This window comes from Acinetobacter puyangensis, assembly GCF_900096995.1.
GTDB lineage: Bacteria > Pseudomonadota > Gammaproteobacteria > Pseudomonadales > Moraxellaceae > Acinetobacter > Acinetobacter puyangensis.
Genome location: NZ_OANT01000005.1, coordinates 171,062 through 195,466 on the forward strand (window position 1 = coordinate 171,062; position 24,405 = coordinate 195,466).

The 24,405-nt window shown below is 42.2% G+C and carries 20 protein-coding genes; 3 read left to right on the top strand and 17 right to left on the bottom strand.

Features of this window, described 5'->3' with window-relative positions; all coding sequences use genetic code 11:
* Window positions 1-100: 100 nt before the first annotated feature.
* The 13 genes from CRO21_RS11095 to alaS form a co-directional block, all read right to left on the bottom strand.
* Window positions 101-556, bottom strand: a complete 456-nt coding sequence (locus CRO21_RS11095; RefSeq protein WP_097079376.1) for a hypothetical protein — start codon at window positions 554-556, stop codon at window positions 101-103.
* Between the two features lie 114 nt (window positions 557-670).
* Window positions 671-1,240 (bottom strand): HupE/UreJ family protein, encoded by a 570-nt coding sequence (locus CRO21_RS11100; RefSeq protein WP_097079377.1) that lies wholly within the window; start codon window positions 1,238-1,240, stop codon window positions 671-673.
* Window positions 1,241-1,248: 8 nt separating this feature from the next.
* The gene (gene ureG, locus CRO21_RS11105; RefSeq protein ID WP_097079378.1) at window positions 1,249-1,863 is read right to left on the bottom strand and encodes an urease accessory protein UreG; all 615 of its coding nucleotides are present in this window, start codon (window positions 1,861-1,863) and stop codon (window positions 1,249-1,251) included.
* Between the two features lie 14 nt (window positions 1,864-1,877).
* Window positions 1,878-2,540: an urease accessory protein UreF gene (locus tag CRO21_RS11110; protein ID WP_097079379.1), complete on the bottom strand. Its 663-nt coding sequence runs from the start codon at window positions 2,538-2,540 to the stop codon at window positions 1,878-1,880.
* A complete protein-coding gene (ureE, locus tag CRO21_RS11115) occupies window positions 2,530-3,027 on the bottom strand; it encodes an urease accessory protein UreE (RefSeq protein ID WP_097079380.1) in 498 nt (165 codons plus the stop codon). Before ureE ends, CRO21_RS11110 begins: the two co-directional genes overlap by 11 nt.
* 13 nt (window positions 3,028-3,040) lie before the next feature.
* Entirely contained in the window at window positions 3,041-4,741 is a 1,701-nt protein-coding gene (gene ureC, locus CRO21_RS11120; protein ID WP_097079381.1) for an urease subunit alpha, read from the bottom strand.
* Window positions 4,742-4,752: 11 nt separating this feature from the next.
* Window positions 4,753-5,211: a GNAT family N-acetyltransferase gene (locus tag CRO21_RS11125; RefSeq protein ID WP_228150421.1), complete on the bottom strand. Its 459-nt coding sequence runs from the start codon at window positions 5,209-5,211 to the stop codon at window positions 4,753-4,755.
* 1 nt (window position 5,212) lies between these two features.
* Window positions 5,213-5,521 carry an urease subunit beta gene (locus CRO21_RS11130; protein WP_097079382.1) on the bottom strand — a complete coding sequence of 103 codons (309 nt, stop codon included), beginning with the start codon at window positions 5,519-5,521 and terminating at the stop codon, window positions 5,213-5,215.
* An 11-nt stretch (window positions 5,522-5,532) separates the two neighbouring features.
* Entirely contained in the window at window positions 5,533-5,835 is a 303-nt protein-coding gene (gene ureA / locus CRO21_RS11135) for an urease subunit gamma (protein WP_097079383.1), read from the bottom strand.
* Window positions 5,836-5,945: 110 nt separating this feature from the next.
* A complete protein-coding gene (locus CRO21_RS11140) occupies window positions 5,946-6,818 on the bottom strand; it encodes an urease accessory protein UreD (protein ID WP_097079384.1) in 873 nt (290 codons plus the stop codon).
* A 283-nt stretch (window positions 6,819-7,101) separates the two neighbouring features.
* Complete coding sequence (csrA, locus tag CRO21_RS11145; RefSeq protein WP_087620120.1) at window positions 7,102-7,353, bottom strand: carbon storage regulator CsrA; 252 nt, start codon at window positions 7,351-7,353, stop codon at window positions 7,102-7,104.
* Window positions 7,354-7,561: 208 nt separating this feature from the next.
* Entirely contained in the window at window positions 7,562-8,842 is a 1,281-nt protein-coding gene (locus tag CRO21_RS11150) for an aspartate kinase (RefSeq protein WP_097079385.1), read from the bottom strand.
* A gap of 63 nt (window positions 8,843-8,905) precedes the next feature.
* The gene (gene alaS, locus CRO21_RS11155) at window positions 8,906-11,533 is read right to left on the bottom strand and encodes an alanine--tRNA ligase (RefSeq protein WP_097079386.1); all 2,628 of its coding nucleotides are present in this window, start codon (window positions 11,531-11,533) and stop codon (window positions 8,906-8,908) included.
* A gap of 250 nt (window positions 11,534-11,783) precedes the next feature.
* On the opposite strand from alaS, the gene CRO21_RS11160 reads away from it, so the two are divergent.
* On the top strand, window positions 11,784-12,827 hold the full coding sequence (locus CRO21_RS11160) for a type I glyceraldehyde-3-phosphate dehydrogenase (protein ID WP_097079387.1): 1,044 nt from the start codon (window positions 11,784-11,786) through the stop codon (window positions 12,825-12,827).
* 67 nt (window positions 12,828-12,894) lie between these two features.
* Here CRO21_RS11160 and CRO21_RS11165 read toward each other — a convergent pair whose 3' ends face one another.
* Window positions 12,895-18,246: an ESPR-type extended signal peptide-containing protein gene (locus CRO21_RS11165; protein WP_097079388.1), complete on the bottom strand. Its 5,352-nt coding sequence runs from the start codon at window positions 18,244-18,246 to the stop codon at window positions 12,895-12,897.
* A 1,417-nt stretch (window positions 18,247-19,663) separates the two neighbouring features.
* On the opposite strand from CRO21_RS11165, the gene CRO21_RS11175 reads away from it, so the two are divergent.
* Window positions 19,664-20,350 (top strand): response regulator transcription factor, encoded by a 687-nt coding sequence (locus CRO21_RS11175; protein WP_097079390.1) that lies wholly within the window; start codon window positions 19,664-19,666, stop codon window positions 20,348-20,350.
* A 20-nt stretch (window positions 20,351-20,370) separates the two neighbouring features.
* Window positions 20,371-22,206: a sensor histidine kinase gene (locus CRO21_RS11180; protein WP_228150422.1), complete on the top strand. Its 1,836-nt coding sequence runs from the start codon at window positions 20,371-20,373 to the stop codon at window positions 22,204-22,206.
* On the opposite strand, the gene rnhB is transcribed toward CRO21_RS11180, so the two are convergent.
* The 3 genes from rnhB to CRO21_RS11195 all read right to left on the bottom strand — a co-directional run bounded on the left by rnhB (window position 22,187) and on the right by CRO21_RS11195 (window position 24,338).
* On the bottom strand, window positions 22,187-22,777 hold the full coding sequence (rnhB, locus tag CRO21_RS11185; RefSeq protein ID WP_097079391.1) for a ribonuclease HII: 591 nt from the start codon (window positions 22,775-22,777) through the stop codon (window positions 22,187-22,189). The two genes, CRO21_RS11180 and rnhB, sit on opposite strands and share 20 nt — an antisense overlap.
* Window positions 22,778-22,872: 95 nt before the next feature.
* The gene (locus CRO21_RS11190) at window positions 22,873-23,265 is read right to left on the bottom strand and encodes a hypothetical protein (RefSeq protein ID WP_097079392.1); all 393 of its coding nucleotides are present in this window, start codon (window positions 23,263-23,265) and stop codon (window positions 22,873-22,875) included.
* A gap of 74 nt (window positions 23,266-23,339) precedes the next feature.
* Window positions 23,340-24,338, bottom strand: a complete 999-nt coding sequence (locus CRO21_RS11195; protein ID WP_097079393.1) for an adenosine deaminase — start codon at window positions 24,336-24,338, stop codon at window positions 23,340-23,342.
* Window positions 24,339-24,405 lie beyond the last annotated feature (67 nt).

Below are 24,405 nucleotides of genomic sequence, written 5' to 3' on the forward strand. Positions count from 1 at the left end.
GCTATTATTTTAAAATGATTAAAACAAACCCGATCATTTGTTTCAACCTGATTCAACACATGGTTCTTATTTCAAGAATCTTGAATTGAACGGGTAATGATTAAAAATAATAACGCCAATAAAACCGTATGGATTGCCCCCGATCATAGGGAAATGCGGATAAATATTCATAACCCCAGCGCTGGTTATGATTAATACGAAACTCCATGCCATAACCCAGTGAAATGGACAAATCAGACAGTGTAAGTTGCTGCATTTGTGTCGGGCTGAATTTACTTGTAACCTGCTCAACGTTATATTGGGTGTTGTTATAAATACGGAAACGATCATTCTGAAAAAAATCATTCTGCAAGAAGCTGTGTTCTTCAAGAGGTTGATCTTCCCCTACATAACGTTGTTTCTTTTGTACCTCAAGCTGAGTCAGATCTTCCAGTGGACTACTCGTATGGTCAATTGCCTGTTGTTCCGATGCTACAAAAAAATCTGGTAAGTGATTCAGCTCTGCCCACGCCAGACTACTGCATAAAAACACACCACATCCTACAACAATACGCATTTAATCATTTATTCCATATTTTATCTTTTATTTCTATCAATATTGTAATGCAAATAAAAAAGGTAGCCTAGGCTACCTTACAAATTTAACCTTTAGAAAATGACAAACTCGGACTTAAGCAAGGTTAATTAATGCAACCACTGCGGCACAGGCTGCCACCATTTTATCGCCATACGGCACATAACGACGAATCACTTCACCCAATCCTAAACCACCAAAATAAATCAAGGCCATTGCCACAATCATGCCACTGGCAACATAAACCGCATTGCCAGAATGCGCCAACTCAAAGCCATGTGCTACACCATGAAACATGGTTAATCCAATCGCAGAAATTGCTAACAACATCTGATGACGCACACACAAAGCCACAGCAAGCACAATCAGGGAAGCCACTATGCCATATTCAACCATCGTAGCAAAAATCCCCTGCATTCCCAATACAAAACCAAATGCTAATGTCAGGATAAAAGCAATTACACCGGTAATTTTCCATTGCTTGGCAAATTTTGAGAATAATACACCTAAGGCAATGGCCATCATTAAATGATCAAGCCCGGTAAAAGGGTGAATAAACCCGGCCATAAAACCTGAATGTGCACTCTCATGACCGGGATGTGCCATAGCCAGCATGGGCAAACTTGCAATACATGCTGCGACAATTTTTACTTTAAGTGTCTGCATATTGACTCCTAAGCTTTAAATAAGCCTTGTTTTTCAATAAATTGGATAATTTCATTCAGACCATCTTCAGTTTTCATATTCGAGAAGATAAAAGGTTTATCACCACGCATACGTTTTGCATCCTGATCCATCACATCGAGATTTGCACCGACCATCGGTGCAAGATCAGTTTTATTAATGATTAATAAATCAGATTTGGTAATGCCCGGCCCACCCTTGCGTGGAATCTTTTCGCCACCACCGACATCAATCACATATAAGGTTAGATCCGAAAGTTCTGGACTAAATGTTGCCGCCAGATTGTCACCACCGCTTTCAATGATAATTAACTCCAGTCCGTCAAATTTTTCGCATAAATCATCAATCGCTGCTAGATTGATGGATGCATCTTCCCGAATAGCTGTGTGTGGACAGCCACCAGTTTCTACACCCACGATACGTTCAGGCGACATCGCCTCGTTACGGGTTAAAAAATTTGAATCTTCTTTGGTATAGATATCATTGGTCACTACGGCCATATTGTATTTATCACGTAATGCACGGCATAAATTTAAGGTCAAAGCTGTTTTACCCGACCCTACCGGACCACCGATTCCTACACGTAACGGACTACGTTCTGACATCACTTATTCCTACTTTATGATCTAAATAATCTTGAATATTGTGTTTCATGCTGCATACTCAGCATTGCATAGCGTGGTAAAGCACTACTCATCTGTTGATCTTGCAATTGCAATGCTCGCTCAATGGCATCGGGGACACGCTGATGCATATGCCATAGAATCCGCTGTCCACTCATTTGTCCAAGCGGGACGGTTTTTACCGCAGCCAGCACCTGATTTTCCAATACCGTAAAGGTATACGCAGTCAGAACATCTGCAACATCGAGCTGTAAACGGCCACATAACTGGGCATAGACAGGTAAAAAACCCAATTGTTTTTTGACCACAACTGGTATTTTCAATACATCTCTAATCCATGCATTCAAGGAAAATGCCAATTGTTGTGATTCTGCCAATAATTCTTTACTTTCACGGCTGGCCTTATACATATTGGCCCAATATAAAAATTGCGCATCATCCGCATGATTTTGCAGCATCCGTTTTAAAATCGGCAATTCAAAACGCAGCAATAACATCTCCAGTACTTCCTCGAAATAGGCAATACTACTTGCTTCATCATGTATCAAACCAATTTCAATTGCAGTCTCAACCCCTTGTGAATAGCAATAGGCGCCCACAGGTAATGCCGTTGAAGATAATGTCAGCAGTTTTAATAACTGTGTTGCATTAATTGACATGATGCAATGATTTAATCGGACTTAAACGATGATCATGGCTTTTTAATCGCTCATGGCTGTGCTGTGCATAAGCGCCACTTTCCGGTTCAAACGGATGCTCAACCTCATAAACCTCCAGACCTAATCCTCTGACCATTTCTGCCAGCACATGGTCGGGTTCAAAATATAAGGCAAATGGTGTCAGCATTAACGGCACATGACGATTACCCAAATGATAGGCAGCCTTTAACAATTCAAAATCTGTTTTGGCCCGGATTTGCATTAATTTTTCAGATTTGGCATCAATACGTAATACCTCACCATCTTGCGTCGCAATAAAGGAACCGCCACGTAAAATACCAGTACGAGGTAAATCTGCACCAATATCAGTACCATCATTTAATGTCGCGCGAAAACGGGATTTCTGCCGGGTATCAAAAGTTAATTCAAGCGTTTTAAATTGCTGATCAGATTCCACCGATTCAAGTCGTTGGGTATAAATTTTCATAGGATTAACCATGTCAAAACAAGAAATATCGTTGTGCCATCGGTAACACTTCCGCTGGCTCGCATGTTAATAACTGACCATCAGCACGTACTTCATAAGTTTCCGGATGCACGTCCATCACAGGCGTATAAGTATTATGTTTCATGTCTTTTTTGCTAACATTGCGAGTATTTTTACATGGGCTAATCATTTTTTTTAGGCCCAGTTTTTCCGGCACGCCATCATCAATAGCATATTGCGACAAGAAGGTTAAGCAGGTGCGATGCACACCACGCGGGAAAGCCCCAAACATTGGCCGATAATGGACAGGCTGTGGTGTCGGAATAGAGGCATTGATATCCCCCATCGGTGCGGCTGCAATCATGCCACCTTTGATGACCATTGAAGGTTTTACCCCAAAAAATGCCGGTTTCCATAGCACCAGATCGGCAAGTTTACCTTCTTCAACCGAACCGACTTCATGGCTTAAGCCATGGGTAATCGCCGGATTGATAGTATATTTGGCGATATAGCGTTTCACCCGTTGATTGTCATGTTGTGCTGCATCACCTTCTAAAGCACCACGTTGTATTTTCATTTTATGTGCAGTTTGCCAGGTACGGATAATCACCTCACCAACACGCCCCATTGCCTGTGAGTCCGAAGACATCATGGCAATTGCACCCAAATCCTGCAAAATATCTTCGGCAGCAATGGTTTCCCGACGGATACGACTTTCGGCAAAGGCCACATCTTCGGCAATAGCCGGATCAAGATGGTGACACACCATCAACATATCCAGATGCTCATCAATGGTATTGACGGTATATGGACGAGTCGGATTGGTTGAAGATGGCAACACATTGGCTTGTCCAATGGCTTTTAAAATATCTGGCGCATGTCCACCACCGGCACCTTCGGTATGATACGTATGAATGGTACGATCTTTAAATGCAGCCAGTGTTTCTTCCAAAAAGCCGCTTTCATTTAAAGTATCGGTATGAATCGCCACCTGTACATCAAACTCATCAGCAACACTGAGGCAATTATCAATTGCTGCCGGTGTTGAACCCCAGTCTTCATGTAATTTTAGACCAACCACACCGGCTTTGATTTGTTCACGTACAGGCTCAGGCAAACTTAAATTACCTTTACCAAGTAAACCGATATTCATCGGTAAATCATCAATCGCCTGTAACATGGTGCCAATATGCCAAGGTCCCGGTGTCACAGTGGTCGCAGAGGTGCCGGCTGCCGGTCCAGTACCGCCGCCAATCATGGTGGTTACACCCGACATCAAAGCGGTTTCAACCTGCTGTGGGCAAATCCAGTGGATATGCGTATCAATCCCGCCAGCGGTCAGAATCTGCCCTTCTCCAGCGATCACTTCAGTCGCCGCACCTAACGGAATGCTGATATCAGGCTGAATATCCGGATTACCGGCTTTACCAATTTTCCAGATTCGTCCATTTTTCAATCCCACATCTGCCTTAACGATGCCCCACCAATCGACAATTAAAGCATTGGTAATCACGGTATCTGCTACTTCATCTGCGAGAAGTTGGGATTGTCCCATACCATCACGAATCACCTTCCCACCGCCAAATTTAACTTCTTCGCCATAGGTGGTTAGGTCTTTTTCGACCTCAATAAACAGTTCGGTATCGGCAAGACGAACCCGATCGCCAACAGTTGGACCAAACATTTCCGCATAGGCACGACGTGACATTTTCATGGAGTTGCCCCTTAATTTTGAGTTTTAGTCGAGAGATAGGTCTTTTTCATTGGAATAAAACGTATGCCCCGATCTTCAATAACAGTTTGTGTCGGCAAAAAACCGAAAGTCTGATAAATTTTTCCGGCATAGCAACTAGAGTTTACAGTCACTTCCAGCATGCCTTCATCACGTAATTTATCCTCAACAAATTGCCACATTTTTTTGCCAATCCCCTGATGTTGATGGGACTGATCAACAAAAAAATGTACCAAGTGTGAAGGAAGCTGATAGGCGATCACGCCAACAACGTGTGTTGTCTCGACATAGACAAAATATTCAATGTCTGGCATTTGCAGTACGTTTAAAATATTTTGCTGCGTAAAATGCGCACGTCCAGTTTCATCAACGGCAAAGTCATCAATATAAGGTTGGATCATGGCTGAAATTGCATCAATATCTGCTGCTTCTGCCCGACGAATCATGGCCATGTTAATCCAGCTTACCCATCACTCGTGCAGCAAAACCGTAGACTTCACGCTTGCCTGTCAATGCCACCAGTTCAACATCACGCACCTGTCCCGGTTCAAATCGTACTGCTGTACCAGCGGCAATATTTAATCGAAAACCCCTGGCCGCATCACGATCAAATGCCAGTGCATCATTGGCTTCAAAAAAATGAAAATGTGAACCGACCTGAATCGGACGATCGCCAGTATTGGCAACACTTAAGCGCAAAGTTTCCCGACCATGATTGAGTTCAATCTCTGTATCAGGCGTGATAATTTCACCAGGAATCATGATTTACTCCTTTAAACAATTGGCTGATGCACAGTCACCAGTTTTGAACCATCTGGAAAGGTTGCTTCGACTTGCACTTCGGCAATCATTTCTGCGACACCATCCATCACATCTGCACGGGTCAATAAGGTGGTGCCATAGTGCATCAACTCAGCAACACTTTGACCATCTCTGGCACCTTCCAGTAAAGCCGCCGAAATAAAAGCAATCGCTTCGGGATAATTCAACTTTAAACCCCGTGCCTTACGACGCTCTGCCACCAGTCCAGCAGTAAAAATCAGCATTTTATCTTTTTCGGTGGGATTGAGTTCCATATCTCGTTCCTAAATCGCAATAGCGTTTGTTTATAAAGAAAGATTAAGCAAAATATATGCTCAAACATAGCATATATTTTTTATCTGTTTTGAAAATATACGATTTGGCATTATGTGCGCCAGATTCGCGGAAACTCCTCCTCCAGTCCATACCAGTAATTTCTTAAACGGGCACGAATTGCTGCAAAGGCATCATGGCATTGTCTAGCATCATCACCCAGAAATCGGGCACACAACACATCATCCAGCAAGGTGATGCGTACTGGTAAATCCATACGCATTAACAATTCGCGAACTAACTCCAGCTGCTGTTCTAGATCAATACTGGCACGAAACTGTTCCGGTGCCACGGCCCATAAACTGCCCATCACGGCTTTGCCATTCATGCCCAGACACGAGTTTAAAAAGCGGTCGTTACCCGTAAAATTTAATACATCCGATACCAGTAACTTGTCATTTCTCAACAATTTAAAATGATTATGATAAGCACCTTGTGCAAAGGTTTCCGCTCTGGCCTGACGCCCGATAACCAGCATATCCCAGCCAATAAAACTGGCCTTTTGTTCCAGATGAACGATGGTTTCAGAATGCGCATTGGCACCATCAAATAACATGCTTTCCTGTGGCAGCCATTCCAAAATGGCATCGTCTTTTACCGTTAAATAAATATGCTGGTGGGCTGCTTTGGCATTGCTGCGATACCATTTCCCTGCACCGGGTGTGGTAACCACTGCATGCGCATGTTGGCTAGCTTGTATCTCAAAAGTTAGATGATCACCGCCAGCAATTCCGGCAGGTGGATGCACCAAAATTGCATGACAAACGCCGGTTTTCTCCGGCCACAACATTTTTTGCACCCGAATAGGACCATAATGTTTTCTATGCACCATAATGGTACGTTGATCACGGTAAATAAACCCTAGCTCTAGCCGTGCAAACCATTGTTGTGCATCTTGTTGCTTTACTGCCAAGCCATTGCTCATACAACACTCATTTTTAAATCATTTTTCACTATTCATCATAATAAGCAATTATTGCACCTAAAAATATCGCGAGGCAGATATAACGCACAATCACTGTTCAAATGAGCATGATTTGATAGTGTATGTCATCTATGAATAGATACATTAATTTGAAAATAACAGGCTTATTACGATCACCGTATCTTATTATTCTCTAATTTTGACCAATAAAAAACGAGCTATAGAAATAGCTCGTTTTTAGATCCAAAATAAACCAAGTCTATAATGGAAGAATGAACGTATTTTAACGATTGTTAAAATGGGAGTAATCGTCGTCATTAAAATTCGGCGTATAATCATCATCAAGATGTTGTAAATGTTCATGCATAGCACGTTCGTGTTGAATCCGTTGATAGATTTCTTCACGATGAACAGATACTTCCTTTGGTGCGTTTACACCAATACGGACTTGATTACCTTTAACGCCTAATACGGTTACGCTCACCTGATCACCGATCATAAGAGTTTCACCAACACGACGAGTCAAAATTAGCATACTGCCTCCTTGCTAAATGTGCTTCATTCGCTGTTGAACGGCAAATTATTTACAAAACATCATTAAACTTCTTTTGCACAACCGCTTAAATGTGTTTGTAAACAGTTCTGTCTGACAAATATAACAGAGCCACTATATAAAGATAGTGGCTGCTTGTCAGGCAAAGGTCAAATAAATTGCAAATTTATGTATCACAAATGCCTATTTTTTAAGCACGCGCGCTACTTTCACCATGTTCACGGTCTAAACCAAAGGCTGTATGCAATGAACGAACAGCAAGTTCCAGATAATTTTCTTCGATCAAAACAGAGATTTTGATTTCTGAAGTCGAGATCATCAGGATATTAATGCCTTCATCTGCCAGTGCAGTAAACATTTTGCTGGCCACACCTGCATGTGAACGCATACCCACACCCACGATAGATACTTTGACAATATCATCACGGGTTGCAACTTCACGTGCACCGATTTTTGCTGCGGTTTCTTCCAGAATTTTTTTGGCTTTGGCAATGTCACCACGATTTACAGTGAAGGTAAAATCGGTGGTACCATCTTCTTCAACATTCTGGATAATCATATCCACTTCAACATTTGCCGCGCCAATGGGTACTAAAATCTTAGAGGCAATACCCGGTTCATCAGGTACACCCAGAATCGTTAATTTGGCTTCGTCACGGTTAAATGCAATACCTGAGATAATTGGTTGTTCCATAGTGTCTTCCGCTTCAGTCGTGATCAGTGTACCCACTGTTTGTTTAAATGTTTCGTCAAATGCACCATCATCGTCATTATCAAAACTGGATAAGACCCGTAAAGGTACCTGATATTTACCTGCAAATTCAACCGAACGAATTTGTAGTACTTTTGAACCCAGGGATGCCATTTCCAGCATTTCTTCAAACGAAATACGATCTACTTTTTTGGCTTTTGGCGCAACACGTGGGTCTGTGGTATAGACACCATCGACATCGGTATAAATCTGGCATTCATCGGCTTTGAGCGCAGCAGCAAGTGCAACACCAGTGGTATCTGAACCACCACGGCCCAGTGTCGTGGTATTCCCCTGATCATCAACGCCTTGGAAACCCGCTACAACCAGCACACGACCTGCATCTAAATCCTGCGTCATGGCATCGGTGTCGATTGCTTCAATACGTGCCTTGGTAAATGCCATGTCGGTATGAATACCCACCTGACGACCTGTCAGTGACTTTGCTTCTACACCAATCGAATTAAGTGCCATTGCCAGCATTGCAATCGTTACTTGTTCGCCCGTAGAAACCATTTGATCAAGCTCGCGTGGATCTGGGGTTTCGGTAATTGCCTTGGCAAGGGCAAGTAAGCGGTTGGTTTCACCACTCATTGCAGACACCACCACAATCACCTGATGTCCGTGATCATGCCAGCGTTTGACACGACGAGCCACATTTAAAATGCGCTCGGGTGTACCCATTGAAGTTCCACCGTATTTCTGAACGATTAATGCCATAGTTGTTCCATATTAGCCATCATGCAAATCTGTTTTGCATCAGTTACACAAAAATGAAGTCGATTATTTTGCAAGCCATTCTGTCAGGCTTGTCATTACTGCGTCTAACTTCCCGTTAAGTGGTGCGCCACCTTGTGCCAGATCAGGTTTACCACCACCTTTACCGCCAAGTTCGGCAGCCAAATGTTTGATGATATCGCCTGCCTTCACCACAGCCTGATGCTCTTTCGCCACCGAAGCAATTAAGCTCACTTTATCGGCATCCACACCTGCCAGCACAATCACTGCATTATCCAGTTTGGATTTGACACTGTCATGTAAATGACGCAATGATTTTGCATCTGCCTGCACTTGTGCAATCAGAGTACGACGACCTGCAATCTCTTGTACTTGACCAAGCAATTCACTGGCTTGGAAATTGGCCAGTTTTTGATTCAGTTGCTCAAGCTGTTTTTGCAGTTGCGTCGCATGTTCCGCTGTTGCCTGTACTTTTTCCAGCGTTTGCTCTTTTTGTGCTTTTAAGATCACATTAATACTGTTAATTGTTGCATCCGCTTTCTGGATCACATCAACAGCTTTAGTACCAGTCACAGCTTCGATACGACGGATACCAGCAGCAACACCACCTTCGGAAATAATTTTAAATAAACCGATATCACCCGTACGTTTGACATGAATACCACCACACAGCTCAATCGAGAACGGAATCTCATTGCTTACTGTACCCATGGTCAGTACACGTACTGTTTCGCCATATTTTTCACCAAACAGCATCATGGCACCTTTGGTTTTGGCAGCTTCGATATCCAGAATTTCAGTTTGTACCGGACTATTGGCAATCACTTCACGGTTAACCAGCCGTTCGATTTGCTGTAATTGCTCAAACGTCACAGGCTGATCATTGGCAAAGTCAAAACGTAACAAATCAGAAGCGACCAGTGAACCTTTTTGCTGTACATGTGTACCTAGAATTTGACGTAATGCTGCATGCAATAAATGTGTTGCCGAGTGGTTACGGGAAATTGCTGCACGCAAATCGGCCTTGACAATGGCTTCAACCGGTTGAGTAACTTTCAGATTACCCATGGTCACAACACCTTGATGAACAAAGGCACTGCCTGATTTTTTGGTATCCTGAATCTCAAAAATCCCGGTATCATTTTTAAATAGGCCGGTATCACCAATTTGACCGCCACTCTCCGCATAAAATGGCGTTTGGCTTAAAATGATTAAGGCTTCATCACCTTCTGAGACTTCATCCACTTGCTCGCCATCTTTGTAAATGGCAACAATTTGTCCCTGACCCTGTGTGGCATCATAACCATCGAACTGGGTTGCACCTTCAACTTTAACAATACTGTTATAATCTACATTGAATTTGCCGGCATCACGAGCACGTTGACGTTGGGCTGCCATTTCACGCTCAAAACCAACTTCATCAATACTTAAATCACGTTCACGGGCAATATCTGCGGTTAAATCGGTCGGGAAACCATAAGTATCATAGAGTTTAAAGACTACTTCACCCGGAATCACTTTACTTTTTAACTGTGCCAATTCCCCTTCCAGCAATTTCAGACCTTGCTCTAGGGTTTTGGCAAATTGTTCTTCTTCCTTAATCAACGTCGCTGCAATACGATCTTGATTGGCAGCAAGTTCAGGATAAGCCTGACCCATCACGTCAATCAATGGTTGCAACATTTTATAGAAGAATGTACCACTTGCACCGAGTTTATTACCATGACGTACTGCTCGGCGAATAATACGGCGCAAGACATAGCCACGACCTTCATTAGAAGGATTGACACCATCGGCAATCAGGAAACAGCAAGAACGGGCATGATCGGCCAGTACACGTAACGAAGGCTGACCTTCATCTTGGATACCCACAATCTCGGCAGCAGCTTTTAACAGGTGCTGGAATAAATCGATGTCATAGTTGGAATTGACATGCTGTAACACAGCGGAAATACGCTCAAGTCCCATACCGGTATCAACCGAAGGTGCTGGCAACGCGTGTAATACACCATCGGCAGTACGGTTAAACTGCATAAAGACGTTATTCCAGATTTCAATATAACGGTCGCCATCTTCTTCCGGTGTACCCGGTAAACCACCCCAGATATGATCCCCATGATCATAAAAAATTTCCGAACATGGACCACAAGGCCCAGTATCACCCATCGCCCAGAAATTATCAGATGAATATTTTTCGCCTTTATCACCAATGCGAATAATACGTTCGGCTGCCAGACCAACTTCTTTATTCCAGATCTCAAAAGCTTCATCGTCAGTGTGATAAACCGTGGCATAAAGCTTGTCTTTGTCCAGACCCAGCCATTGCTCAGAGGTCAGAAATTCCCAGGCATAGGTAATCGCTTCACGTTTGAAGTAATCACCAAACGAGAAGTTACCCAACATTTCAAAGAAAGTATGATGACGTGCGGTATAACCGACATTATCCAGATCGTTATGCTTACCACCTGCGCGGACACATTTTTGTGAGCTGGTGGCACGGGTATAATCACGTTTTTCCAGACCCAAAAAGCAGTCTTTAAACTGATTCATACCGGCATTGGTAAACAACAAGGTGGGGTCATTAGCAGGTACGAGTGAACTCGACGCGACACGTGTATGACCTTTGGTTTCAAAGAAATGCAAAAAGGCTTCACGAATTTCAGCGGACGTCATAAAACGTGTACTCACAACAAGTCACTCCATACAAATATTAGTGGCGTATGATCCAATGCACATCGTTAATGCACCAGCTTGAATCATTGGCTTTAAGATTAAGGCGACAAATTATAGCGAAGTTTTACCCTTAGACCAATGTTTTTACAGATTTAAGCAAATTAAATTATTCGGCAAAATATTTTCCTTTTCATGGCACTTGCTTTAACATGCGCAACTGATGTATCGCTGAATAATTTTGAGGTCAATCATGCAACGTGTTGCGATTAACGGATTTGGTCGGATTGGACGCAACGTATTACGTGCATGGTTTGAAACGCCTAGGCAACAATTACAACAACAGATTATTGCCATCAATGATATTGCCGATATTGAAACACTGGCTCATCTATTACGCTTTGATACTACCCATGGACGTTTTGCCGGTACGGTTGAAATCTTACAGCAGGATTCGCAACACGGTCAGGAAAATTTTTTAGTCGTGAATGCTTTGGGTTCACAACTTAAAATTCAGGTGTTTCAACAGGCCAGACCGCAGGATTTACCTTGGCAACAACTGGATATAGATGTTGCACTGGAATGTAGCGGATTCTTCCGTTCGCGTGAAGCCGCCAGTCAACACCTTGTGGCCGGTGCAAAGCGGGTTATTATCGGTGCAGCGCCGTTTGATAGCGTGGATGCAGCAATTGTTTACGGTGTTAATCATCAGGATTTAAAATTAACCGATCAGGTAATTTCCAGCGTATCCTGTACCACACAGGCACTGGTGCCGATGGTGAAAATTCTGGATGATGCCTTTGGTATTGAAAGTGCCATGATGACTGAAATCCATGCTGTTACCACCGATCAGGCGGTGCTGGATCACGTACATCGGGATTTACGCCGTGCCCGTGCTTCCGGACATAATATTATTCCTACCACGTCCAGCGCATTAGGTGCATTAAAACGCGTTATGCCACATATGCAGGATAGAATTGAGGGATATTCTATTCGTGTACCCACATTGAATGTTGCTGCCATTGATTTGACCATCGTCATGCCCGAAGCACATTGCATTGCAGAGATTAACCAGAGTTTTGCACAGGCCATTCGTGGACAATATGCCAATATTATGGCAATGACCGATCAACCGCTGGTGTCCAGTGATTTTAATCATTCTCCCTACTCCCTCATTGTTGATAGCCTGCAAACCATGACCGCTGGTAGACAGGCCAAAGTCTTTGCCTGGTATGATAATGAATGGGGTTATGCCAATCGCTTGCTGGATTTGGTCGGCTGTTTAAATCGGTTATAGAAAATTTACTCTTACATTAAAAAGCCGCTGCATGTGCAACGGCCGAATGATTCAAACAGATAATTCCTTACCAGCTAAAGCCGACCCCCACACCTGCCGAACCTTCCTCCTTGGTCAATGCACCACTTAAACTTAAACTGGTATTTTCATTTACCAAGCGTTGATAACCCACCGCTACAGCCTGTTCCTGCCCCTGAAAACCGGCACCAACACCAATACGATTTTGACCACGTAAACCTGCTGTACTCACTGCCATATTCATCATTGCAGCACTCATCGCACCCTGACGGTCAAAACGCTCATCGACCTGTTTAAAACGTTGCTCTGTTTCCAGACGATAATCTTTAAAACTACTTTCCAGACTGGCAAACTTGGTGTCTGTATAAGCATTAGCATTAGATAATGTTGTGGCACTTGCGGTATTAAGCTGGGCCACATTCACTGCATCGGTATCTTCTGTACCCGCAGCAACATGTGTGATTTGTCGTAAGTTGCTAGCCGAACCAACGGAAACCGTATTATCTCGATCATTGGTGGAATTATTACCGAGTACTACTGCATTTTTGGCTTCGGTCTCTACATTATTACCCAGCACAAAAGTTCCATCACCAGTAACCGTATTGTCATTACCGACTGCATAGCTGCCATTGCCAGTTACAGTATTAGGATCACCAAATGCACCTGAACGATCACCTGACACTTGATTGCCTTTACCGACCGCAGTAGATTGATCACCTGAAACTTGTGTACCCTCACCAATCGCAGTAGATTGATCACCACTGGCTAGCGCACCTTCACCAATAGCAATAGAACCTGTTCCGGTCGCTTGCGCAGAAGAACCTGCATTACCATTTGATGTACCAATATCAATATATGGATTGGTTTGTGCAGATAACCAGTCCTGTTCTGATCCGCTAAAGCCATTTTCAACTGCGATTTCAAAAGCACTTAAACCACGTTCCCCCTGATCGCCTTTTTCTCCCTGTAAACCTTGTTCCCCTTGCGATCCAGTTGCACCTGTCAAGCCGGTATCGCCTTTATCTCCCTTATCGCCTTTGGTACCATCAAGACCATTTAAACCGTCTAACCCGTCTTTACCATCCAGACCGTTTAAGCCATCTTTACCATCAACACCTGCTATGCCCTGATCGCCTTTTTCTCCGGTTGCACCTGTCAAGCCGATATCACCTTTATCTCCCTTATCGCCTTTGGCACCATCAAGACCATTTAATCCGTCTAATCCGTCTTTGCCATCCAGACCGTTTAAGCCATCTTTACCATCAACACCTGCTATGCCCTGATCACCTTTGTCACCAGTTGCACCTGTCAAGCCGATATCACCTTTATCTCCCTTGTCACCAGTTGCACCTGTCAATCCGGTATCTCCTTTATCTCCCTTGTCGCCTTGATCACCCTTATCGCCTTTTAGGGAAGCCAACCAATCTGTTTCCGAACCGGTATAGCCATTAGATTGTGCAACTTCATAGGCACTTTTACCATTTGCCCCTGTACCATTATTTTGTACTGTGGTTAAACGGGTGTCCAGATCGGTAAGTTTGCTATCCACCGCTGCAAAAGCACTCCCAACATCGCTATAGTTTGAACTTTGAATGGTGTAAGTTGGGGCAGTAAATACGCCATTATTAAATGCAGCACCTCCGCCCAATACACTGGTAAATGTAGTTGCAGCTGAAGTGATAGTGGTTTCTGCTACACCAATACGGCTATCTAAGGCGGTAACATCACTTTGAGTTGATGTTAGATCAGTACGTAAATCCGTGATGTTTGTTTCTGTCGTTCCAACTCGAGTGTCCAAAGCACTGATGTCACCTTGTACTGTGCCTAAATCAGTTTGCAATGTACCAATATCACTTTCAGTTTGATCAACTCGTCCATCTAATGCCATGACATCACCTTGTGTCATGGTTAAATCGGTACGTAAATCGGTTACATCGCCTTGTGTAGTCGTTAAGTCGGTACGTAAATCCGTGATGTTTGTTTCTGTCGTTCCAACTCGAGTATCCAATGCGGTGACATCGTCTTGCGTGGTGGTCAGGTCTGTACGCAGATCCGTTACATCGCCTTGTGTCGTCGTAAAATCCGTTTGCAGATCAGTAATATCTGTTTGCGCTGCACCTAAATCAGTTTGCAATGTACCAATATCACTTTCAGTTTGATCAACCCGTCCATCTAATGTTGTGACATCACCTTGTGTCGTGGTTAAATCGGTACGAAGGTCAGTGACATCACTCTGTGTGGTCGTTAAGTCGGTACGTAAATCCGTGATGTTTGTTTCTGTTGTTCCAACTCGAGTGTCCAGAGCACTGATATCACCTTGTACTGCACCTAAATCAGTTTGCAATGTACCAATATCACTTTCAGTTTGATCAACCCGTCCATCTAATGCCGTGACATCACCTTGTGTCGTGGTTAAATGGGTACGTAAATCCGTGATGTTTGTTTCTGTTGTTCCAACTCGAGTGTCCAGAGCACTGATATCACCTTGTACTGCACCTAAATCAGTTTGCAATGTACCAATATCACTTTCGGTTTGATCAACCCGTCCATCTAATGCCGTGACATCACCTTGTGTCGTGGTTAAATCGGTACGAAGGTCAGTGACATCACCCTGTGTGGTTGTTAAGTCGGTACGTAAATCGGTTACATCACTCTGTGTGGTCGTTAAGTCGGTACGTAAATCGGTTACATCACTCTGTGTGGTCGTTAAGTCGGTACGTAAATCAGTGATGTTTGTTTCTGTCGTTCCAACTCGAGTGTCCAAAGCACTGATGTCACCTTGTACTGTGCCTAAATCAGTTTGCAATATACCAATATCACTTTCAGTTTGATCAACCCGTCCATCCAGTTTCCCGATTTCAGTATTGGCAGCGGTTAAACCTGTTTCTGTTTGACCAACTCGCGTATTCGTTGCATTTAACTGCTGACCTGTCACTGCATCAGTTGAAGTATCGGATAAGGTTGCATTTTGAAGATTGGTAATTTTTGTTCCTGCTATACCACCTTGTAATGTAATCGTGTCTTTACTTGCCGAATCATATACTACCATATTGGCCGTTTGTTGATCGGTATAGCCCTTAGCATCATTGAGCGTGTTCGTTAGACCTGTGGTTAATGCACTTTGGTCGGCTTTTAAGGCTAACCCTGTATCAGCGTAATCTTTGGCATCCGTTAACGTCGTGGCTGCGGTTTGATCGGTATAGCCCTTAGCATCATTGAGCGTGTTCGTTAGACCTGTAGTTAATGCACTTTGATCGGCTTTTAAGGCTAATCCTGTATCAGCGTAATCTTTGGCACTGGTTAATGTCGTGGCTGCGGTTTGATCGGTATAGCCCTTAGCATCATTGAGCGTATTCGTTAGACCTGTAGTTAATGCACTTTGATCGGCTTTTAAGGCTAATCCCGTATCAGCGTAATCTTTGGCATCCGTTAAAGTCGTGGCTGCGGTTTGATCGGTATAACCCTTAGCATCGTTGAGCGTATTCGCTAGACCTGTGGTTAATGCACTTTGATCGGCTTTTAAGGCTAATCCCGTATCAGCGTAATCTTTGGCATCCGTTAAAGTCGTGGCTGCGGTTTGATCGGTATAACCCTTAGCATCGTTGAGCGTATTCGCTAGACCTGTGGTTAATGCACTTTGATCAGCTTTTAAGGCTAATCCCGTATCAGCGTAATCTTTGGCATCCGTTAAAGTCGTGGCTGCGGTTTGATCGGTATAACCCTTAGCATCGTTGAGCGTATTCGCTAGACCTGTGGTTAATGCACTTTGATCAGCTTTTAAGGCTAATCCCGTATCAGCGTAATCTTTGGCATCCGTTAACGTCGTGGCTGCGGTTTGATCGGTATAGCCCTTAGCATCGTTGAGCGTATTCGTTAGACCTGTAGTTAATGCACTTTGATCGGCTTTTAAGGCTAATCCCGTATCAGCGTAATCTTTGGCATCCGTTAACGTCGTGGCTGCGGTTTGATCGGTATAGCCCTTAGCATCATTGAGCGTATTCGCTAGACCTGTAGTTAATGCACTTTGATCGGCTTTTAAGGCTAATCCCGTATCAGCGTAATCTTTGGCATCCGTTAACGTCGTGGCTGCGGTTTGATCGGTATAGCCCTTAGCATCATTGAGCGTATTCGCTAGACCTGTAGTTAATGCACTTTGATCGGCTTTTAAGGCTAACCCTGTATCAGCGTAATCTTTGGCACTGGTTAAAGTCGTGGCAAGTCCTGTACTTAAGTCCGACTGACTGGCTTTAGTTGCCAAACCATCAGTCAGTTCTGTTTTTGATGCTTTTAACGCTAGACCTGCATCAACTGCGGTTTGATCTGCTTTTAACGCAACGGCTTCATTGGTGGCAAATAATTGCTGACCTGTCACCGCATCGGTTGAAATATCAGATAAGGTTGCATTTTTAAGATTGGTAATCTTTGTGCCACCTGTTCCACCTGCCAAGGTAATTTGTTCACTCGTTGCTGTGTCGTACAATACCGCACCTGTTATACCGCCACCTGCAAGTAAACTTTGTGCTGTGCGTAAATTGACTGCATCCGTACCCTTGACCGCATTAGCGACATTAGTAATCCGTTTTTCTGCACCAGATTGACCGACTGAAATGGTATTGGCTTCATCTGCTAAAGAATCGTAGCCAAGAGCTGTGGCTTTTTCAGCAGTTGCTAAGCTGTAACTACCAAAAACACTACTATATTGTGCTGTGGCTTGATTACTGGCGCCATATGCAGCACTTGCATCCCCTGATGCAGTATTATTAAATCCAACTGCGCTACTTGCCAGCCCAGAAGCCTTATTGATTACACCCAAAGCACTACTTGCAATATGGCTCGCTTGATTGCCTTTCGCACTCCAAGTACCTGTTGCATAATTTATAAATGCCTGTTTGGCAGCATCGCTTAAATTTGTTTGCCCATTAATTGAAACAATCATTTCAGCTGTAAGGCTACCATCCCCTGCCCATACTGGACTACCAGCTGGCTGATTTGTTATTACTACAAAATCACCAAACGATAATGTGCTTGTGATTGCGCTATAAGATTCAACAGAATGTGCTTTTTTACCACTTCCAACTGCTGTACTCCCTATTCCCGAAGCTACATTACCATTACCACATGCAAATGCATTAGAACCTATCGCTGTACTTCCCCCTGTCCCAGCACTGCCATCTGCATCACAGACCTCTGCCCAAACATTGCCGCCCGTAATTATGGTAATGCTGAGTACGATTGTTTGTAAACCAAATACTCTCAATGTAACTGGATGTGATGTTAGTGCTTCCAAATTTGTGGTCGTACCCGTCGTATTATCCGTCTTCCCTGCACTTTTTGCATTTTCCGAAACCACCACCATACGTCCCAGTGATTTATTCCATATTTTTTTAAAAATGTGATTCATTTGTTTAACCTATGTATGTTTTGTATAGAAAATAGGTTAATTAAAGGTGTTTTTTTGTACGCTGCCTATCACTGAAATTGGGTATTTTCAACAATTTAAACTACGTCTAGTCTGTGATTTTATTCGTTTATTAGGCGTATGGATTCACTGTCCCCTGCAAAATTCAAATCTAAGTGCTTTGTTACTCTTAATACGGATAATTAAAAAATAATAGAAGTCAATGAATAATCAAAATAAAGCATTTTTTAATATTAATTTAATTATAATTCAATAGCTTAAATAAAATTATAAAAAGAAAAAACTTAAAAATACCATCATATTTAAGTTTCAAACCTAGAATTATTGCGTCATACCATAGACATATAAAACAAACATCTGATCATAATCAACATATATATTTTGTAGAATATTATCTCATAAAATAAAAATAATGACATACTCGATAATATCAGACTATTTTATTTTTTCGACACAGACTTCTACCTCCTTAATCTAATCTTTCCTAAAAAAATAATAATAAAGCTTCACCTTAAACTCTATGGCAAACAATATACTAAGAATCGTCATCAATAAAGCAATCAATAAAAATAATACATCCATATATATAATCGCAACAATAAAAAATAAAATTGAAATTAAAACTAAAATCCAAAACAATACTTCTAAAATAAAAGTTATCATCATCACATTCCCCCATGATATACATTAATAAATATCTTAAATCTCAACATCTCATCATTTATCATAAATATGAGTATCCTGATTCCATTCAAGATATAATTTGCATTTAAGGCTGGATAAAGATACTATGTATTAAACAATATAATACATATGTTTTATATCACTAAAATTTGGTATTTTTTCTTTTTATAACAATAAATTAATTGATAATAATTTAAATATATGCGATATGTATCACAAAAAATCAACATAACAATAATTATTTAACAAACTTAGAAAAATGTTATTTGTCATAAGTGCTATTAAAGTTCAAACTAAGTTAAATTTTTTGTATGTATAAAATTTAATCTCAAATTAAAAGACATAAATTTTAAATCCTTTTTATAATACTTATTGATGGTAATTTATCTGGTATTCTTTCAATATCACAAAAATTTATTATAGCAACACTCTAAACACCAACTAAATCTCTAATAAAAATCCAGATATATGCAAACAAAAATACACAATTATTGCAGCACACGACATATAGTCACTACTCAATAACAACAAAGGTATTGAATTTTCAGACAAGTACATTTTAAAAACCAAACTTGAGAAAATGATTGTGTATATTATTCATTTTATAATTTTTCAAAACATTTTATTGCTACTTGAAAATACCCAATTTCAGGGATAGCACAATCAATCACTATTTTCTATGCTATAAAAGACCACCCAGATCACAAGGCAGTACATGGTGTCCAGTCAGGAACTTACTTTACCTATTCCGGTACTTATTGTTGAAGATGATGCCGCTATACAACAGCGTTTAAAGGACTTGTTACTCAATCTGGGTTATCAACAGGATATGCTTATTTTTGTCCAGACCCTGCAAGCAGCTCTGGATACATTAAAACAGCAACCGGTTTCTTTTGCACTGGTGGATTTGGGGTTACCCGATGGCAATGGTAAAACCTTTATTGAAGCATTACGGCATTTGGATCCGTCTTGTCCGATTCTGGTGATTTCGGCATGGAGTACACAAGATGCCATTTTGGGTGCGATTCAGGCGGGCGCAACCGGATATGTCCTCAAGGAACGTGATGATCTGGAAGTATCCATGTCTATCCGCAGTATTTTACGTGGTGGTGCACCGATTGATCCCTTTATCGCCCAGCAAATTTTAAGCAAACTGATTTCACCCTCGTCAAATGCACCCCGTTCAACTGAAAATATCGCGGAAAAAGGTTTGCTTTCACATCGTGAACATGAGATTTTAGAACTGGTCGCCAAGGGTATGAGCAATAAGGAAATTGCCGAATTTATTCACCTTTCAAGATATACTGTCGAATGCCATATCAAACATATTTATCGCAAGCTGTCTGTGTCGAGTCGCGCAAAAGCCATCAATACTGCCCGCTCTTTAGGCATATTACCTTAATTGTATCTTGTATTTTATGTTTGATCGCATCTACAGCTTACGCAGCCCAGCCATCCGTATGTACGACAAATATTCAGCATATCGCTGTTGCACAAGCAATAGGTGATGGCACACAACGCCCGTTACAGGGCTGGCAGACGATAAAACAACTTCCCGATTTTATTGATGATCACTGGAAACTCTATTCAGGTAGTGTCTGGTATAGAATCCGCTGGGATTATCATTGCCCGATCACTCAGAAAAATCCGGTAACACTGGTGATTAGCCATATCAATATGGCAGGTCAAGTCTATATTAATGATGATCTACTTTGGCAGGATCAATCATTAGTCGAACCTTTATCACGTAGCTGGAATATGCCCCGTTACTGGAATATTCCTGCATCTGCACTGAAACAAGGTGAAAATATCATCTGGATTCGGGTTGTGGCAGTGGCTACGCAGACCTCAGGTCTTGGTCAGGTCGTTTTGGGTGATGCTAGTCAAGTCATGCCACGATATCAGAATTTCTGGCGTGAACAACGCGTCTTGATGTTTTTTAACCTGATTTTTTCCCTGACACTGGGCGTAATTGCTTTACTGGTCTGGTTATTTCAGCGTAAGGAACATGTATTTGGCTGGTTTGCCCTCAATTCACTGGCATGGGTTCTCATTATTTACAATGTGGTGGCTCTTAAGCCACCTTTTGGGCTGGACACCTTACAAATGGCACGCATCAATATTGTCGCTATCACGGCGTATAGTGTATTTGCATGTTTTTATGCTTGGCGACTGGCACAACGACGTTTTGCACATTTGGAACGAGGTTTAATTGTCCTATTACTTAGCATCGTCCTGTTAGCAATTTTTCTACCTGATCACATTGCAATCCTCAATACTTTTTTAGTGATTACCTTTATCGTGGCAATGTTGATCTCTATCGTTCACTTTATCAGCTATCCTTTTATTGCATGGCGTTCCAGACAACTAGAAGCCTACCTGTTAGCGGGCGTTTTTATTATATATGTTGCCCTGATGACACATGATATTTTATATCTGCTCCGAGTGATTAATAGTTTTCCAATCATTGCCTATACAGCACCTTTAACCACACTTCTCATTGCCATTATTCTGGCTATGCGTCTGGCCAAAAATGTTAAACGTATCGAGGGTTTCAACAAAGCTTTAAAAGAAAATGTCTTACAGGCTAAAGAGGAATTAACCACTTCGTTAAATATTCAGCATAAACTGGCCTTAGAAAACACCAGATTGCAGGAACGAATGAACCTAGCGCATGATCTACATGATGGACTGGGCGGCTCGTTGGTACGCTCCATGGCAATTGTTGATCAAAGCAAGGACAATCTCACTAATCCACAATTTTTATCCATGTTAAAACTATTACGTGATGATTTAAGACAAATCATTGATAGCGGTTCCAGTTTGGGTGCCAAAGTTCCCGAAACACCGATAATATGGGGTGCGCCTGTCCGCTACCGTTTTATCCAGATTTTTGATGAACTGGATATTCAGTCCTCGTGGTCATTTCCGACAGTCTGGCAAAGCAAGCCTACAGCACTGGAATGTTTAACTGTATTACGTGTAATTGAAGAATCATTAACCAATATCCTTAAACATAGTCAGGCAACACAGGTGAATGTTCATCTCTATTACAGGCTTCCCACCCAGCTTGTTTTCGAGATTGAAGATAATGGTATTGGTTTTGATGTGGATTCTGTACTTGAATCCGGAATCAGTGTCGGTATTCGTAGCATGCAGATTCGATTAGCAAAAATTCAGGCAAATATGCACATCGAATCACAACCGGGTCGAACTTTTATTCAAGTGATTAAAGATTTTAAGCCGATTCAACCTTAAGCGTTTCAAGCTGCTCCAGTATTAAGCGTACCGGTTTATAACTACGACGATGCTGGATTAAGACACCATGTTGCTGGATTGCGTCCAGATGGGCTTTGGTCGGATAACCGTTATGTCTGGCAAAGCCATAATCTGGATAAAGTTGATCCAGCGCCTGCATCTGACGATCACGGGTGACTTTTGCCAGAATACTGGCCGCACTGATTTCGGCGTGTAAGGCATCGCCACCGATCACTGCTTCACAATTCAATGATAAATCTGGACAACGATTACCATCAATGCGTACCAGATCTGGCGTAATCTTTAAAGCTTCCACTGCCCGCTTCATCGCCAACATGGTGGCTTGCAGGATATTTATGCTGTCAATTTCTTCATGGGTGGCTTCGGCAATTGACCATGCCAGCGCTTTTTCCTGAATTTCCAGAAATAATTTTTCCCGTTTTTTTGCGCTTAATTTCTTGGAATCATTTAATCCTTCAATCGGATTATTCGGGTCTAAAATCACCGCAGCAGTCACCACCGAACCAATTAGCGGACCACGCCCAGCTTCATCTACACCTGCAATTAACATTTTAGACCTTCTCCATTACAAATTTTTAAATCATAATAAAAAAGCGATCCATAGACCGCTTCTTTGATCACAGTTGCCTATTATTGAACGATAAGTTATTTACCGACAAATTCTGAATAGCAAGCTGTTAAGGTTTTTGCCACAGTATTGGCAACAATTTGTGTACGGGCATTGGCATCAACAGCAGCCTGCGCCAATTCTACCGCAGAGACATTTTGCAATGCTTTTTCACTGACGCAACCGCAGACTTTGGTTTCAAGTGCACTTTGTTGTTCGGCAGACATGGTTAATGCAATCGCACGAAAAGCATTATTGGCATTCAACTCGGTACGACATTGATTGTCCACTGCCATTTTTAATACATTGCCACCAATCGCTGCTGCTGTACCTACGGTGCTATTACTATTTGCTGTCGTTCCAGTTGTCGGGGTGGCACATCCAGTTAATGCTACCGCAGCACATACTGCTGCTAATAAAAATTTTTTCATAATTAACCTATTTCATTGTCCATTTTGTCGTATTGCATGAAGCAAACATACATACTATACAAGGCTTTGATGAGCTATAACGCTTGAATTTTGTTAATCCAAACCATTTTTTGTGCATCTGGTAAAAAACTGGCTTCAAAGGAATTGATCGCCAATTGTTTCAGATCCTGTGTAGATAAATCCAGTGCTTGCGTAATGGCAATGAAGTTATCATTCATATAACCGCCAAAATACGCCGGATCATCAGAATTCACGGTAACTCTTAACCCTTTGTGCAATAAGCGTTTGATATTATGCTTTGCCATATCATCGACCACGCAAAGTTTTAGATTGCTTAAAGGACACACCGTGAGTGGCATTTTTTCCTCAAACAGTCGTTGTACCAGTTGCGGATCTTCTTCCGAACGCACACCATGATCAATCCGGTTCACATGCAATAGATCCAGTGCTTGCCATACATAATCAGGTGGCCCTTCTTCCCCGGCATGCGCCACAATCAGATAACCCTGTTTTTTGGCTTCGGCAAAAACCCGTTCAAATTTACTGGGTGGATGGCCAACTTCACTGGAATCCAGTCCTACAGCAATAATTTTATCCTTAAATGGCTGCGCTTGTTCAAGCGTTTCAAATGCAGCCTCTTCACTTAAATGGCGCAGAAAACTCATGATTAGATACGCGCTAATGCCAAGTTTTTGTTCTGCATCCTGACATGCCCGATAAATGCCGTTAAATACGGTAGCAAAGGCAACGCCACGATCGGTATGGGTTTGTGGATCAAAAAAGATTTCGGTATGCACCACATGGTCTTGCTGACATTTTTCCAGATAAGCCCAGGTCAAATCATAAAAATCCTGTTCCTTGAGCAATACATTGGCGCCCGCATAATACAAATCCAAAAAGGATTGTAAATTGTGAAAGTTATACGCCTGTTTTAGCTCTTCCACCGATGCATAAGGTAATTGCACCTGATTACGCTGGGCAATGGCGAACATAAGTTCAGGTTCAAATGTGCCCTCAATATGCACATGCAATTCCGTTTTCGGCAATGCGGCAATGAGTTGCTGATGTTGCATAATGCTCTCCTCCAAAACAAAAAAGGTGCAGTTTTTAGGCCACACCCAAACATCAAAAATGATTGTG

Bases quoted from the DNA above. Each gene is read 5' to 3' on its own strand.
- CRO21_RS11095 (WP_097079376.1), bottom strand. From the start codon at position 556: ATGCGTATTGTTGTAGGATGTGGTGTGTTTTTATGCAGTAGTCTGGCG.
- CRO21_RS11100 (WP_097079377.1), bottom strand. From the start codon at position 1,240: ATGCAGACACTTAAAGTAAAAATTGTCGCAGCATGTATTGCAAGTTTG.
- ureG (WP_097079378.1), bottom strand. From the start codon at position 1,863: ATGTCAGAACGTAGTCCGTTACGTGTAGGAATCGGTGGTCCGGTAGGG.
- CRO21_RS11110 (WP_097079379.1), bottom strand. From the start codon at position 2,540: ATGTCAATTAATGCAACACAGTTATTAAAACTGCTGACATTATCTTCA.
- ureE (WP_097079380.1), bottom strand. From the start codon at position 3,027: ATGAAAATTTATACCCAACGACTTGAATCGGTGGAATCTGATCAGCAA.
- ureC (WP_097079381.1), bottom strand. From the start codon at position 4,741: ATGAAAATGTCACGTCGTGCCTATGCGGAAATGTTTGGTCCAACTGTT.
- CRO21_RS11125 (WP_228150421.1), bottom strand. From the start codon at position 5,211: ATGGCCATGATTCGTCGGGCAGAAGCAGCAGATATTGATGCAATTTCA.
- CRO21_RS11130 (WP_097079382.1), bottom strand. From the start codon at position 5,521: ATGATTCCTGGTGAAATTATCACGCCTGATACAGAGATTGAACTCAAT.
- ureA (WP_097079383.1), bottom strand. From the start codon at position 5,835: ATGGAACTCAATCCCACCGAAAAAGATAAAATGCTGATTTTTACTGCT.
- CRO21_RS11140 (WP_097079384.1), bottom strand. From the start codon at position 6,818: ATGAGCAATGGCTTGGCAGTAAAGCAACAAGATGCACAACAATGGTTT.
- csrA (WP_087620120.1), bottom strand. From the start codon at position 7,353: ATGCTAATTTTGACTCGTCGTGTTGGTGAAACTCTTATGATCGGTGAT.
- CRO21_RS11150 (WP_097079385.1), bottom strand. From the start codon at position 8,842: ATGGCATTAATCGTTCAGAAATACGGTGGAACTTCAATGGGTACACCC.
- alaS (WP_097079386.1), bottom strand. From the start codon at position 11,533: ATGACGTCCGCTGAAATTCGTGAAGCCTTTTTGCATTTCTTTGAAACC.
- CRO21_RS11160 (WP_097079387.1), top strand. From the start codon at position 11,784: ATGCAACGTGTTGCGATTAACGGATTTGGTCGGATTGGACGCAACGTA.
- CRO21_RS11165 (WP_097079388.1), bottom strand. From the start codon at position 18,246: ATGAATCACATTTTTAAAAAAATATGGAATAAATCACTGGGACGTATG.
- CRO21_RS11175 (WP_097079390.1), top strand. From the start codon at position 19,664: ATGGTGTCCAGTCAGGAACTTACTTTACCTATTCCGGTACTTATTGTT.
- rnhB (WP_097079391.1), bottom strand. From the start codon at position 22,777: ATGTTAATTGCAGGTGTAGATGAAGCTGGGCGTGGTCCGCTAATTGGT.
- CRO21_RS11190 (WP_097079392.1), bottom strand. From the start codon at position 23,265: ATGAAAAAATTTTTATTAGCAGCAGTATGTGCTGCGGTAGCATTAACT.
- CRO21_RS11195 (WP_097079393.1), bottom strand. From the start codon at position 24,338: ATGCAACATCAGCAACTCATTGCCGCATTGCCGAAAACGGAATTGCAT.